Annotated in this window: 10 protein-coding genes and 3 tRNA genes; 4 read left to right on the top strand and 9 right to left on the bottom strand. The window is 45.1% G+C overall.

The annotated features are described in order from the left end of the window. Positions 1-9: 9 nt before the first annotated feature. Positions 10-438 carry a hypothetical protein gene (locus tag MKHDV_RS13730; RefSeq protein WP_160716242.1) on the bottom strand — a complete coding sequence of 143 codons (429 nt, stop codon included), beginning with the start codon at positions 436-438 and terminating at the stop codon, positions 10-12. Positions 439-752: 314 nt separating this feature from the next. Then, positions 753-1,271, bottom strand: coding sequence for a Spy/CpxP family protein refolding chaperone (locus MKHDV_RS13725; RefSeq protein WP_160716240.1), 519 nt, complete (start codon positions 1,269-1,271; stop codon positions 753-755). A gap of 237 nt (positions 1,272-1,508) precedes the next feature. Here MKHDV_RS13725 and MKHDV_RS13720 point away from each other — a divergent pair, with 237 nt between their 5' ends. The 3 genes from MKHDV_RS13720 to MKHDV_RS13710 all read left to right on the top strand — a co-directional run bounded on the left by MKHDV_RS13720 (position 1,509) and on the right by MKHDV_RS13710 (position 5,777). After that, entirely contained in the window at positions 1,509-3,323 is a 1,815-nt protein-coding gene (locus MKHDV_RS13720) for an ATP-binding protein (protein ID WP_160716238.1), read from the top strand. After that, positions 3,323-4,678 (top strand): sigma-54 dependent transcriptional regulator, encoded by a 1,356-nt coding sequence (locus tag MKHDV_RS13715; RefSeq protein ID WP_160716236.1) that lies wholly within the window; start codon positions 3,323-3,325, stop codon positions 4,676-4,678. The genes MKHDV_RS13720 and MKHDV_RS13715 overlap by 1 nt, the downstream gene beginning before the upstream one ends. A 163-nt stretch (positions 4,679-4,841) precedes the next feature. Then, positions 4,842-5,777: a hypothetical protein gene (locus tag MKHDV_RS13710; protein WP_160716234.1), complete on the top strand. Its 936-nt coding sequence runs from the start codon at positions 4,842-4,844 to the stop codon at positions 5,775-5,777. Between the two features lie 1,072 nt (positions 5,778-6,849). Here the strand turns inward: MKHDV_RS13710 and MKHDV_RS13705 are convergent. Continuing rightward, positions 6,850-8,154: a diguanylate cyclase gene (locus MKHDV_RS13705; protein ID WP_160716232.1), complete on the bottom strand. Its 1,305-nt coding sequence runs from the start codon at positions 8,152-8,154 to the stop codon at positions 6,850-6,852. Between the two features lie 313 nt (positions 8,155-8,467). Here MKHDV_RS13705 and mtnA point away from each other — a divergent pair, with 313 nt between their 5' ends. After that, positions 8,468-9,517, top strand: coding sequence for an S-methyl-5-thioribose-1-phosphate isomerase (gene mtnA, locus MKHDV_RS13700; RefSeq protein WP_160716230.1), 1,050 nt, complete (start codon positions 8,468-8,470; stop codon positions 9,515-9,517). A 549-nt stretch (positions 9,518-10,066) separates the two neighbouring features. Here the strand turns inward: mtnA and MKHDV_RS13695 are convergent. The 6 genes from MKHDV_RS13695 to MKHDV_RS13670 form a co-directional block, all read right to left on the bottom strand. After that, a tRNA-Lys gene (locus tag MKHDV_RS13695) sits at positions 10,067-10,142 on the bottom strand. A gap of 144 nt (positions 10,143-10,286) precedes the next feature. Further along, positions 10,287-10,362 (bottom strand) — tRNA-Lys (locus MKHDV_RS13690). Positions 10,363-10,500: 138 nt separating this feature from the next. Then, positions 10,501-10,576 (bottom strand) — tRNA-Lys (locus MKHDV_RS13685). Between the two features lie 70 nt (positions 10,577-10,646). After that, positions 10,647-11,936 (bottom strand): serine--tRNA ligase, encoded by a 1,290-nt coding sequence (gene serS, locus MKHDV_RS13680; protein ID WP_160716228.1) that lies wholly within the window; start codon positions 11,934-11,936, stop codon positions 10,647-10,649. A 138-nt stretch (positions 11,937-12,074) separates the two neighbouring features. Next, positions 12,075-12,455, bottom strand: coding sequence for a hypothetical protein (locus MKHDV_RS13675; RefSeq protein ID WP_160716226.1), 381 nt, complete (start codon positions 12,453-12,455; stop codon positions 12,075-12,077). Positions 12,456-12,829: 374 nt separating this feature from the next. After that, entirely contained in the window at positions 12,830-13,228 is a 399-nt protein-coding gene (locus MKHDV_RS13670) for a PilZ domain-containing protein (protein ID WP_160716224.1), read from the bottom strand. Positions 13,229-13,550 lie beyond the last annotated feature (322 nt).

The raw sequence follows: 13,550 nt of genomic DNA, 5'->3' as shown, positions 1-13,550 counted from the left end.
GCTTGCTCTTTATTCAAAGCTTGGACGCATGGCATCGCCCGCATGAATGGTGAATACTTTGTCATCGGGAGCTAGGTAGGCACCTTCAGGAAGTTCATCTTTGCGAATACCAAAAGTAGCCATACACCGTGGGCAGACCGCAATTTCACCATCATATCCAAATTGCTTGGCGTATGGAATACGTACAAGTGTTACGCCGGAGCCTTCCAGAATAACCGTAGTCCGAACGCCTTTATTGTATAAATCACGGGCGAGTTTGAATGTGGTTTCTGCTTTTTTGGGATCTGCGGTGTTGAGAATAAACGTGACTTCTCTTTGCTCCGCTTGCTCCTGAAAGATAGTACCGGAGTTTCTGCGTGCATCGTACTGCATGGCAAGTGCGGAGAGTATTGGTAGCAGTGTAATAACCGCTATCCAGATAATAGTAGTCTGGCGCATAAGTCCCCCAAGTGTGTCCAAAAGTGCATAGCTACCTAGTATTGTACTATTGAACAGGTTCGTCTCAATGATTAGGGGCAAGGCCATGTGATAGAGAACAGCGGGCTTGAAAACAGAAAAAGCCCTGTACTTGAGGAGTTGTACAGGGCTCTTCCATCTGGGGGGAGAAAGGGTACCAATTACCCTTTATATTCATATTACCCGTTACGGTAAAAGAAAGCTGAGTTGCAATGCGTCATGCGAGGTGAAGGACTCGCTCGCTGCCACGAGTTATGACGTTATTGCGGAGTGTGTATAAGGAATGTTTGGTTTTATTACTGCTGTGCAGGTGCCTGCATTGGGGTTTGCATCTGCATCGGCATGTTGCCGCAATTGTTCATACCCTGTCCGCCGCCGTGGCCGCGATTCATACCGTGTCCACCACCGTGATTACCTTTGTTTCCATTAAATCCAGGGCAGTTGTAGCCCATGTTGTTCCCACGGTGCGGGTTTCTTAACGGTTCAATTCCAACTTCTTTTTTTACAGTTGCTGCAAATTCAGCACGCTGTGCGCGCATATCTGCACGCATTTTATTCATTTCAGTTACAATGCTGGTTACTTTGTTCGTATCAACGTTCTGGTTATTCATAAGTGCATTAAGCACTACTTTTTTGGCCCACATTGCATCGCGGAGCGGAGTAGTGTTCTTAATGAAGTCGTCATGCAGGGTCATGTACTTCTGCTGCTGTGCTTCAGTAAGGTCTGTCCAGGTTGGACCTGCTGCCAATGCTACGGTTGCCACTGCCATGACACACGCTGTTGCAACTAATAATCTGAATGCTTTAAACCGCATAATAAACTCCTATGTTCAAGAATCAAGTAATGGTTCGTGTTTTGCTAGTTCTACTAGAGCAACCCGTGTGCCAAGTTTTCAAGTATGCTACAAGGTTGTTTTAAATTAGATAGTTATGCTAAAATAAATTTTTGGCGAAACATGAACTGAACTATAAGTGTAAAAAAAACATACAGAATACTTTGTGCTGATTGTCCATTTTTTTTACACTGAAAAAAAAGAATACACAGGGCTGATATGAAAGAGACCACTCTTCGGAAGAAAAAAATAGTACGATCTCAATTTGCTACCTCACTATGGTTGCTTATCGGGGGGATAATTATCCTCGGCACGGTAATTACTTTTTTGACCATTCGAGGCATTGAGCAGGAAAATAGGCAACTGGAAACATTCTATGAAGAAAAGGGTGCTTCCATCATCACTGCTCTTGAAGCCGGAACTCGTACAGATTTCCGTCATAATATGGGTGCGCTCAGGCTTCAGACATTGCTTGAAGAAATGTCCACCCAGCCTGACATCCTGTTTCTTATGGCAACAGATGCTAACGGCAATATTATTGCTCATAGTAATCCTAATGCTGTAGGTTCTCGCGCATTCAGCCCGCAGCAACTCGCAGAATTACAGCCCAGCAGACATGTTTCCTGGCGTATTATGGAACAGGGCAAAGAAAAGGCATTTGTTGTCTACAGAGATTTTAGACCGTTTGCCCCGATAGACGGGAGAGCAGACATGATGCCCGGTTCTATGGGGCGGATGGCAAAAAGAATGCACAGGCAAGAACTTGGTTGTTCAAAAGAAGAACACACGTTCAGGCGTAAGCTTTTCCCTCCAAAAGGCCCTGCTCCGGTTATTTATATTGGATTAGATGAAAAGACTTTTGCGACTGCGCAAAAGATTAACAGAGAACACGCCATGGTAAATGCTGTGTTCATACTTCTTATTGGTCTTGCCGGATTCCTTGCGTTGTCATGGGCGCAGAAGGCACGCCAGTCTCGCAGACGTATGCAGACTTCCGAAGCCTTGGCTAATGAAGTTATGTTCAACTTGCCGGACGGCTTGCTTGTTACTGATGGTGAAGGCCGCATCGCCATGCTCAATGATGTTGCCTTGGAGCAGTTGAACCTTGTGGATAGTAACGTGGTGGGCAAATCCCCTTCAGAAGCGTTACCGGAATGCGTGGCGCGTCTTGTAGAGCTTACCGGCGGCGAAGAGCTTTCTGAAATTGAAGTTGAATGCCTTGGCGAGCGCGGGGAAGTTATTCCGATCGGCGTAAGTGGCTCTGCGGTTACGCTGGATGACGGTACTTCCATCGGATACGTTTATTTGCTGCGTGATCTTCGTGAAGTACGCAGGCTTGAAGCAGAAGTGCGCCGTAAGGAAAAACTGGCAGCGGTCGGTTCCCTTGCAGCCGGTGTTGCTCATGAAATCCGTAATCCGTTAAGTTCTATTAAAGGCTATGCAACCTACTTCGGCAGTCGTTTTGATGAAGGCTCTGAAGACAGGGAAGCAGCTAATATTATGGTGCATGAGGTAGAGCGCCTTAACCGCGTTATTACTGATCTCATAAGTCTTTCACGACCATCCGATTTGCGTCGTAGCGAGACTGATCTGAATGCGCTGATCAAGCATTGTTTCGGGTTAATCAAACAGGATGCTGCATCACACAATGTGGTTCTGGATATGAAAAACGACGAAACGTTGCCGCATTTATCTGTTGATCCGGACAGGCTTTCTCAGGCCGTACTGAATATATGTCTCAACAGTCTTGAAGCGATGCCGGAAGGCGGAACTCTTGCCATGAATCTTTCCCACACGGAAGATCTGGTAACATTGATTGTTTCCGACACAGGTCAAGGTATCAGCAAAGAAGATGCTGTCCGCATTTTTGAACCATACTATACAACTAAGAGTCAGGGGACAGGACTTGGTCTGTCTATTGTTCTCAAAATTATAGAAGCACATGGCGGCACGATTCGTGTTGAATCACAGGAAGGTGTCGGTGCTAAGTTTATTATTGAAATCCCAGTGTCACCGGTAGGAGAAAACGCCTAATGAGCGCGCAAGTATTGATAGTAGATGATGATTTAGCGCATCGTTCTATGCTTAAAATTATCATAAAAGGCTGGGGCTACGATGTGGCAGAAGCCGACGATGGTGAAGTCGCTGTCGAAATGGTTCGTAATCAATCGTACGATTCTATTCTGATGGATATTCGAATGGTGAAAATGGATGGCATTACTGCCCTTGAGCTTATCAAGGAGTACAATCCTTCTATTCCGATTCTAATTATGACGGCATTTTCATCTGTAGATACTGCGGTTAAAGCATTGAAAATTGGTGCGTACGATTATCTGACAAAGCCGTTGGATTTTGATGTGCTTAAGCTTACGCTGGAGCGCATGCTCGATCACACTCGTCTTGCTTCTGAAAACAAAGAGCTGAGAAGTATTCTTGAGCCGAATAATATGGGGATGATCGGCAATAGCGATGTCATTAAAGAACTTCGTAAGATAATTGCTACCATTGCCCCTTCAGATGCCTCTGTGCTTATTGCGGGAGAATCGGGAACAGGTAAGGAACTTGTTGCAAACGCTATCCACAGTGCCAGCAGCCGCGCAGAAAAGAGCTTTGTGGCAATTAACTGTGCTGCATTGAGCGAGAACTTGCTTGAATCTGAATTGTTCGGGCATGAGCGCGGTGCATTTACCGGTGCAGACAGAAGACGTGAAGGGCGCTTTGTTCAGGCTGACGGCGGTACGCTTTTCCTTGATGAAGTGGGTGAAATTCCTGTTTCTCTGCAACCGAAGCTGCTTCGAGCGCTGCAACAGGGCGAAGTGCAGCGTGTGGGCAGTGACACGGTGGAAAAGGTGGATGTGCGAGTCATCACCGCCACAAACCGTAATCTTCCAGAAGAAGTAGAAAACGGTAATTTTAGAGAAGATCTCTATTATCGTCTCAATGTTATTGCGCTTCGGGTGCCAACATTATGTGAGCGTCCGAGTGACATTCCGCTTCTCGCAGAATTTTTCATGAAAAAATATTCAAACAAGAATCGCAAAAGCATCAAGGGTCTTGCTCCACAGGCAATGGATACCCTTATCCGGTACGCATGGCCGGGAAATGTTCGTGAATTAGAAAATGTTATTGAACGCGCTGTCATCATGACTATGGGGGAGTATATCTCTACCCGTGAATTACCGCTGTCGTTATCTGCAAAAGAGAACGAAGCCCCTGTGCAGCCAGCGCAAGCTACTGTATTGACAGGAATGTCTCTTGACGAATTGGAGCGCAAAGCGATTCTCGCGACTCTGGAAGAGTGCGAGTATAACAAAAGCAAGACCGCCAGAAGATTAGGTATTACGCGGGCTACTCTGCATAATAAGCTAAAACGTTATGGTTTTGAGTAGCATTTTATTTAGTATACTAGTATATACGACAAATCGTTATCTCATTTATACTATGTAATCCTTCTTATCGGCCTAGTTACATGTACATATAATACCCCACCTGCCACATAATGGGGGATTAGCTACATACGCTGTGAAGGAGAGCACAAAAAGTGGAGGCAGAATGGAACCGTTAAGCTTAACGACGTTACTAGTCTGTTTTGGTGGAGGAATACTGGGCGGCGCTCTTGGCGGGCTGCTGTCCTTCGTGCTTTGTGGTATGTTCGTTTTTACAGGCTGTCTGATCGCCCTTGCTGGCGGCGGAGACTTTATGTTTTCCGTAATCGGATTCGGTCCTGTATTCGGCCCACACGTTGGTGGCTTCGCAGCTGGTGTTGCTGCTGCTAACTATGCACAAGGCGTTCGCAAGAATCATCCTACAGGTGGAGCTAAGGATATTCTCGCATCATTAATGCCTACTTCTTGGGACGTATTATTCGTTGGTGGCGTATTCGCCGTATTCGGTTACCTTTGTAACTTCTGGCTTGCTTCTTTCATGAAAGGACAAGACACCATCGCAATTACAGTTCTTATCAGCGCATTCGTATCTCGCGCTATGTTCCTTCGTCAGAGCCCGTTTGGTAGTTCTGAATCAATCAAAAAATTCGGCCTGTTCGGCACCGATGACACTAACTTGTCATGGGTTCCTTGGATGTTGCCGTTCTCTCGCATGATCATGTTTGCTATTGGTATCGGACTCGTATCCGGTGGTACTGCAATGGCAATCGGTAACTATGCAGAAGCTGCTGGTATTACATCCGGCGCTACCGTAACCGCACAGGTTGTAATCGGTTGGGCTATTGCTGCAATTACCCTCATCTCATTACAGCTTGGTACTGATACAGTTCAGCGCGTGCCAGTATGGCATTGCCAGGCTATTCTTGCCGGTATCGCATGGGTTAACTTTGGAAACCTTGGAGTTTGTGTAGCAGCAGCAGTAGCTGGTGCTCTTCTTCAGGAATTGGGCGCTCGTCTCTTCTGGAACCACGGCGACTCTCACGTTGACCCACCAGCATTCGGTATTGCTGTAGGTACTTGCATTCTCAATCTTCTTGCGTAAATAATGATGAACTGTATTCGTAGTATTACAGTTCATTTTTCGTATAGTCGAACAGAGAACATGTATTAACGAGTGGCAGAGTTAATTTTAAAGGCGGCTTATCCTTCAATGGATAAGCCGCTTTTTTGTTTGTGAGGGCATGAAGCCCAGTGAAATTATGGAGTGTATTGTTTTGTATCCGAAGTGGGTGATAGAAATGCAGGCGCAGCGTTCTCATCTTATTGATTCCGGAGCATATATGCCAAGATATGAACACAGCCTCAAAGTTTCCTCCGCGGGCGAAACAGCGCCGTCATCAATATGATGAAAACACCACTCCTGCGTAGATTGTTTAGGCTATGGGAGTGGGGGAATGTGAAGAAAAGGCAAGAGAGTATGGGAGTGAAAACTGTGATGAGATGGAATTGTTTTTCGGTTCTAGGGAAAAATAGGAAAGGTACCTTGTGGAAGTGACTATGGAATAGACGGTAAAAATGCAGGCGTAGAGTTCTCATATTATCGATTCCGGAGCATATTTGCCAAGATATGAACACAGCCTCAAAGTTTCCTCCGTGGGCGAAACAGCGCCGTCATCAATATGATGAAAACACCACTCCTGCGTAGATTGTTCAGGCTATGGAAGTGGGGATGAATGCGAAGAAAAGGCAAGAGAGTATGGGATTGAAAATTTTGATGAGATGGAATTGTTTTTCGGTTCTAGGGAAAAAGAGTGCGGGAGTGAAAACTTTGGCGGGCTAGATATGTTGTGAAGGGAGAAGTTTCTAGAAAAGAATAGAGAAATGTACTTGATGGAAAGCGGGATGAAATAAAAAGGAGAAGAATAGGCATGCGAAAAATTCAAATGGATAACGTATGAGAAAAACAGCATCCGAAGTTTTTTTGAAAAAATAAAAACGTCAGTTCATAAAAGAACTGACGTTTTGTTGTTTTGGAAAGAGATCGTAAAGCCGAAGCAGGTAGCTAGAAAACAAGCTTTCTCGCAAACTCGCAGTCAAGAGGACGTCCTCTTGCGGGTCGAGGGCGGAGCCCCGTCGCCGAAGGCATCAAGATAATGAATAAGAAAGAATAAATATTAGGTACGGGCGTTGCGCTTCTCGTCTGACCGTGAAGATTTGTTGTTTCGTGGCGTTGAAGCAAGCTTAACGATATTTCGTCCAGCGCCTTTGGCCTTGTAGAGGGCCTTGTCTGCGAGTTTTATTACTTCCATAGGGCATTGTGACCCGTCTGTGCGTTCGGCGATCCCAATGGATATTGTGACGTTTACAGAGCCCTTGCGAGTGTTTCGTTTTTTAGGTGCACGTTTGCCGCTGCGGATATGAAAATCTGTTGTGGCAATACGTTGGCGCAATTCATCAAGATGCGACTGGACTTCTGCTGCGATACCTTTTGGAAAGATAATGGTGAACTCTTCGCCACCGTAGCGGTATGCCCTGCCGCCACCGGAAACTCTGGAAAGATGTCCGGCGACCATGCGCAGCACATCATCACCGATGTCGTGCCCGTATGTATCATTAAATTTTTTGAAGTGGTCGATGTCTACCATCGCCAACGCGTATTTTCTGCCGAGTTTTTTGAAATCTGCATTCAAAGCTCTGCGTGACGGCAGATCTGTCAGTTCGTCCACGTACGCCATGAAATACGAATCTTGAAATAAGGAAAGCGTAATAATGAGCGCTGCTGCCATGAAGAACAGAGAACTTGCGTTGGGAATCGCCACATAGTGATACGCCGCTATAACAGCAAGGCAGCTTGTAATAAGCGTTACGTATGTGCTGTCGCGCTTACCTTTATTAAGACTCATAAATATGAGCAGGAGAAACAATACGGTGCCAGTAACAATCAGCACTATTTGTGGAATAAACGTCCAGCTGGTTGCCCATACTGGTAGAACGTCAATGCGATCTAAAGACAGTACGTTGCCCTGAAGCCATGCGATAAGTCCATTTTGCTGTGAAGGTGCAAGCATGGCGGCAACCATTGCAGCCTGAAGAATGATGAATGCTCCCGAAATGGAGCCCCACAACGTAAGAACGCCTCGATCTTCACAATAGGCGAAGATAACCAGGTTGATAGGTAACAGCAGCGCAGAAAGGCCGTAGGCCAGACGCAAGCGCATGCCGGTACTGCTCATACCGGGAAGATATAGGGTAATAAACCAGCAGCAAAGTGCTATCAGCAGCAAAAGAAAAACGGCTCTGCTTCGTTTAAACTGCCAAGCCATAGCAGCGCCGCTAATGGCCAAAACAAATGGTAAAGCAGGCATAATTGGAAGAACTGATTGCGGAATGAAGTGCTGATTCATTACGATAAAGAACGTTCCCACAAGGCTTGTAATAGGCAGGAACAGAGAGAGGACCAAACTGGTGAGTGCTCTCATATTAACCTCGTAACTTTGATATCATCTTTAATTCCAACCCTCTCTAACCCACCTCATAGCCTGAAGTGCCCTACTGAGCAACCCCGCGTGCCGCCTTGCCCAGATACGACCAACAGGGTATCTGTTGAGGCACAATTTTTACTCACAGAAGACGTTTCTCAATGCTTTCTGCTCGAAAAAATAGAATTTTTCAGTGTAGAGAAGTTTTTAGCAGGTATGGTAAACCGGAAGATTCTCGGTTTATCAGTATCCTGCCCCCCAATTCTTTTATCGGCGTGTTGAGACGTTTTCTAAACCCCATAGAGAGTATTTAATGGAACGTCATATTCGTTTTTCTGATGAAGACTCAGCTCTTGTGTTGCTCGACCAACGGTATCTGCCAGCGTGTGAAGAAGATTACTACTGCCATACTGTAGGAAATATTATCTATGCATTGCAGACAATGGTCGTACGCGGAGCGCCTGCAATCGGTGTTACAGCAGCATACGGTTGTTGGATTGCGGCAAAAGAAGTTGCTGGTAACGAGGATTGGAAAAAGGAGCTCGAAGTTAAGCTCGAAGAGATTGCAGAAGCACGACCAACAGCTGTTAATTTACGCTGGGGTGTGGAACGCATGAAAGCTTTGTGGGTGTCTTCTCAAGCAGAAACTCTTGAGGCGCTTATGGAGCTTTGGCTTGAAGAAGCAAAAGTTATCCACAAAGAAGATATTGAAATTTGTAAGCTCATCGGTGTGCATGGCGCAACCGTCATTGATGACGGTGACACCATTATGACCCATTGCAACGCAGGGGCTCTTGCAACTGCTGGGTACGGTACCGCGCTTGGTGTTGTTCGCGGCGCTGTAGACGCTGGTAAGAAAGATATTTCAGTCATCGCGAACGAAACTCGTCCGTTCCTTCAAGGTGCTCGCTTAACAGCCTACGAGTTGAAAGAAGATGGTATTCCAGTTTCTGTTGCATGTGACAATGCTTGCGGCCTTCTCATGCGTCGCGGCATGGTAAACAAGGTAGTTGTAGGTGCAGACCGTGTTGCCGCAAACGGTGATGCTGTGAACAAGATTGGCACCTATTCAGTTGCCCTCCTTGCAAAAGCGCACAATATTCCTTTTTATGTGGCTGCGCCGCTGTCCACCATTGATAGAAACATGCCGGACGGTGATTCAACACCTATTGAAGATCGTACGCCGCGTGAGGTTACTCACGTTGGTGAAACTCAGATTACACCAAACGATGTGCCTGTGTTCAACTTTGCGTTCGATCCGACTCCAAACGAGCTGATCGCCGGTATCGTAACCGAAGTAGGCGTGCTGCGCCCTCCGTTTGCAGAGTCTATTAAGAAAGCTTTTGCAGAACAGGGTAAGTAGTTTTTCGATGAGGCTGTGGGGTGTTATGTCTCCGGCAGGTCTACGACGCTTTTTTATTTGTCTCCGACGGCTGGGGAAAACCTTTCTGTAGAAAGGTTCTTCCCCAGACCCCTTTCCAAAGACTTTTATTATGCGAAAAACGCTCGTAGGTAATGTTCTCACGCGGCTTGATTCGACTGACTTGAGTAAGCAATAAAGGCTGTTCTTCATATGAAGGACAGCCTTTTTATATTTCAATGAAAGGTAATGGGGCATAAGCCGTGAGGTTGCAAAAAGAACTGATTCAACCCGCCGTTAAGAATGGTAAAAGTGTTAGCAGCTTTTTGAGAAGCTCTTTTTCAAAGCGACAGTTGGTTCTCGAAGAATGAGAGACTAGAGATAGCGTGTAATAGGGGGCTTAAGCTGCCGGAGGCAAGGCAGAATCTGAGAAGTGTTGCAGACAAAGCTTTTGATAAGTATCAGAGATATTGATGCTCTTGGCTTGTGAGTCTTAAACAGTAGACGCAAAAAAAGCCGTATTCGCTTTAGCAAATACGGCTTATATATGCATGGTGGGTCGTACTGGGCTCGAACCAGTGACTCTCTGCTTAAAAGGCAGATACTCTACCAACTGAGTTAACGACCCGTTCGGAGATGTGAATTATAGACTCCGTGTAATCTTGTCAAACACTTTTTTAAGAAAAGATACATTTTCTTAACGAGCTATAGGTCTCACCTCTTGCACTGAAAAAAGCCGTATTCGCTTTAGCAAATACGGCTTATGTATTCATGGTGGGTCGTACTGGGCTCGAACCAGTGACTCTCTGCTTAAAAGGCAGATACTCTACCAACTGAGTTAACGACCCTCTTGAGGAAAAAGTTTTTATAGGCTTCGCGTCCTCATGTCAAATGTTTTTCTAAGAAAAAATTTAACTACGATGTGCCTGACTCAAACGGGGGCGAATAAATTAGACCGGAACCGAAATTCCGGTCTTTAAATTCTATGGTGGGTCGTACTGGGCTCGAACCAGTGACTCTCTGCTTAAAAGGCAGATACTCTACCAACTGAGTTAACGACCCGTTTGAGGAGTGCAGTTCTATAGTTGAGCACTCAGATTGTCAAATACTTTTTCGAAAAAAAGTGATTTTTTTATTTAGTCGCCATATCAGGGGTGATTATTTCGATACCACCCATGTAAGGACGTAATGCTTCAGGGACTACAATAGAACCATCTTCTTGCTGATAGTTCTCGATAATCGCGATCATGGTACGGCCGGTAGGCAATCCAGAACCGTTCAGTGTGTGCACAAACTCAGGTTTTTTAGCGCCTTTGCGTTTGAATTTGAGGTTTGCACGACGAGCCTGAAAATCTTCGCAGTTGGAGCAGGAAGAAACCTCACGGTATTTATCCTGACCCGGTAACCATACTTCGATGTCGTAGGTTTTTGCAGCAGAAAAGCCAGTGTCGCCAGTACACAAGGTGATTACACGGTAATGCAGACCAAGTCGCTGAAGGATGTTTTCTGCATGCTGACGCATTTTTTCCAGATCTTCGTAAGAAGTGTCCGGATTTGCGTAGCGAACCATTTCAACTTTTGTGAACTGGTGCATACGGAAAAGGCCTTTAGTGTCCTTACCATAACTACCGGCTTCAGAGCGAAAACACTGTGTCTGTGCAGTATATGCACGTGGCAGGTCGCTTTCTTCCAGCATTTCACCCGCGTGCATGTTAGTCAAAGGCACTTCAGCAGTCGGGATGAGGTAGTAGTCTTTATGACTTAAACGGAAAAGATCTTCTTCAAATTTTGGTAACTGACCAGTGCCAGTCATTGTAGCGCTGTTTACGATAGCAGGCGGGAACACTTCTGTGTAGCCGTGTTCAAGTGTCTGCACGTCGAGAAACAGGTTGATAAGAGCGCGTTCTAAGCGAGCAGCCCAGCCCCATAATACTGCAAAGCGGGAGCCGGTAAGTTTAGCAGCGCGTTCAAAATCAAGACCGCCCATAGTCTCTGCAATCTCCCAGTGTTCTTTAGGAGAGAAGGACATGGTTGGCTTTGTGCCCCATTTGTGCAGCTCAACGTTTTCGTCTTCGCTTACGCCAACAGGAACACTTTCGTGTGGTATATTAGGAATAGCAATAAGCCATTCGTTCATTTCGGTTATGATAGTATCCGTTTCAGCATCAAGCTCTTTGATTTTATCGGACAGTGAACCGAGGCGGGAAATAAACTCAGATGCATCTTCGCCTGCGCGTTTCATCTTAGCTACTTCACCGGATGCTTTGTTGCGTTCGCTTTTAAGAGACTCAAGTTCTACGAGCAATTCTCTACGACGCTTATCAATAGTAGTGAATTCTTCAACGTTAATAGAAGAGTTTCGCTTAGCCAAAGCGTCAGCTACAACTTGCGGATTTTTCTGTAAAAGTTTGAGATCGAGCATTGAAATGCGGCTCCTTGAAATTTTGTACGATTTGTTAGCATAGCCGCAGGAAAATATGGCGTCAACTTAGATAAATTGACGCCATCATTTTGTAACCTGAAGTTGTCCCATTCTACAGTGGTAGAATGCAGCTTTTTATTAATCGAATATTTCTGGATGAATTTCTTGCAGATAGTCCATAAGGCGAGGGTATTCGAAATCTTCCACCATTTCACGCTGGTCACCGTGGGTATAATAACCAACCCAGACAGTTTCCAGAAGTGAACTTGGGCATCCGTTTTGATGTTCATTCATAACCCAAACGCGAACATCAAGCCCTTTGTACTGTGTTTGAAGCGTAAAAGCAGTGCTGCCTGTCGGGGTAAGCGCAATCGCGTATCCAAGCGCCAGCATAACTCTTTGAATATCGTTCTGCACTTCTTCCTGAATAGGAACGTGCTGAATTTTTTTCTTAAACGATTCTGAAAGAAGAGACTGCATTTCCGTTTTTTTACGAGTAGTACGAGATGGTTCTGCCATGACTGTGTCCTTTGTTATTCCTGCACAGCAGGGACGAAGTAAGCATAAACAAAGTAGCTGAATCATTACAAATATGCGTAAACAGCCTGTTTGTGTCAATGGACATTGCGTAAGTTTGTACATACGGAAAAACAGAATTTGTTGGGAATGCACGGGGGCTGTGCACTGCTGGAGTTTCTTTATGGAGTTATTTTTTTGAAAATAACAAGAAATTGATGTCATTTTGCATCATTCATTAGAAAATTCATACGTTACAAAAGATAAAGGCCATACAGTTTTGTATGGCCTTTATTTGATATCAATTTGTGTAAGCAGCGTGTTATTAGTAGTGTGACTGCTTTCCTCGCATACTGTATAAACAGGTGAGAGGCTGTTTATGTGCGCTTGTCTTTTAAATATCGACCAAGAGCCTGCTCTGCACTTTTATTCATGTTTAAAAACTCAATACCAATGATTGAGATGTCATTTTTGACAGTTGTCCAGATTACTCGCGAGACAACGCGAATTTGATACGGCATATTGCACGTAAGAAGATTGTTCTTCAGGAGTTTTTTCTCGAATCCGGGGAGCTCAATGCTTACTTGCTGTACGCTTCCTTTTGGAATTATCGAGCCCACCTCTAGCATCGCGCCCTTGGAGGTTATGTCTATACATTCTGCCTTAAAAGACGGCTGGCAGGACATAGGGAAGACAAACTCAGCTATGGATGCAGTAAACGGGTGGGTGTAACGTGGCATTGCCCGGCGTTCTTGGTAACGAGCCTCTTCTGGCATGATGCAATCGTCCCATAATGATTAAAGGGGTTGGGTGCGCCGTATAGTTTGGCCTTTATACTTTGGATATAAAAGCTCTAAAGAGTACTTGCGTGAAAATATCACAGTAATCAAGTATAGATGCTATTATAAGATGTTAATTATTCTAGTTAAGTATAGTTACCTTGCCAGACTATTTTGAATGTTGTACCCACTCAGCAGCATGCTGTAACTATCTTGAAAACTGTAGCTGACGACTCTGCACATGCGTTATCTTACTTCAGAATACATGGTTACTTGTTGCAGACGTGTTTTTTTAAATATTACAAATGCAAATATACTA

It is taken from the genome of Halodesulfovibrio sp. MK-HDV (assembly GCF_009914765.1).
Taxonomy (GTDB): domain Bacteria; phylum Desulfobacterota; class Desulfovibrionia; order Desulfovibrionales; family Desulfovibrionaceae; genus Halodesulfovibrio.
The sequence above is the reverse complement of the archived record's forward strand: the minus strand, read 5'-3'. Positions and strand labels throughout refer to the sequence as shown.

Excerpts from the sequence above, each read along its gene's own strand:
- MKHDV_RS13730 (WP_160716242.1), bottom strand. The coding sequence starts at position 438 with ATGCGCCAGACTACTATTATCTGGATAGCGGTTATTACACTGCTACCA.
- MKHDV_RS13710 (WP_160716234.1), top strand. The coding sequence starts at position 4,842 with ATGGAACCGTTAAGCTTAACGACGTTACTAGTCTGTTTTGGTGGAGGA.
- MKHDV_RS13725 (WP_160716240.1), bottom strand. The coding sequence starts at position 1,271 with ATGCGGTTTAAAGCATTCAGATTATTAGTTGCAACAGCGTGTGTCATG.
- MKHDV_RS13675 (WP_160716226.1), bottom strand. The coding sequence starts at position 12,455 with ATGGCAGAACCATCTCGTACTACTCGTAAAAAAACGGAAATGCAGTCT.
- serS (WP_160716228.1), bottom strand. The coding sequence starts at position 11,936 with ATGCTCGATCTCAAACTTTTACAGAAAAATCCGCAAGTTGTAGCTGAC.
- MKHDV_RS13720 (WP_160716238.1), top strand. The coding sequence starts at position 1,509 with ATGAAAGAGACCACTCTTCGGAAGAAAAAAATAGTACGATCTCAATTT.
- MKHDV_RS13715 (WP_160716236.1), top strand. The coding sequence starts at position 3,323 with ATGAGCGCGCAAGTATTGATAGTAGATGATGATTTAGCGCATCGTTCT.
- MKHDV_RS13670 (WP_160716224.1), bottom strand. The coding sequence starts at position 13,228 with ATGCCAGAAGAGGCTCGTTACCAAGAACGCCGGGCAATGCCACGTTAC.
- mtnA (WP_160716230.1), top strand. The coding sequence starts at position 8,468 with ATGGAACGTCATATTCGTTTTTCTGATGAAGACTCAGCTCTTGTGTTG.
- MKHDV_RS13705 (WP_160716232.1), bottom strand. The coding sequence starts at position 8,154 with ATGAGAGCACTCACCAGTTTGGTCCTCTCTCTGTTCCTGCCTATTACA.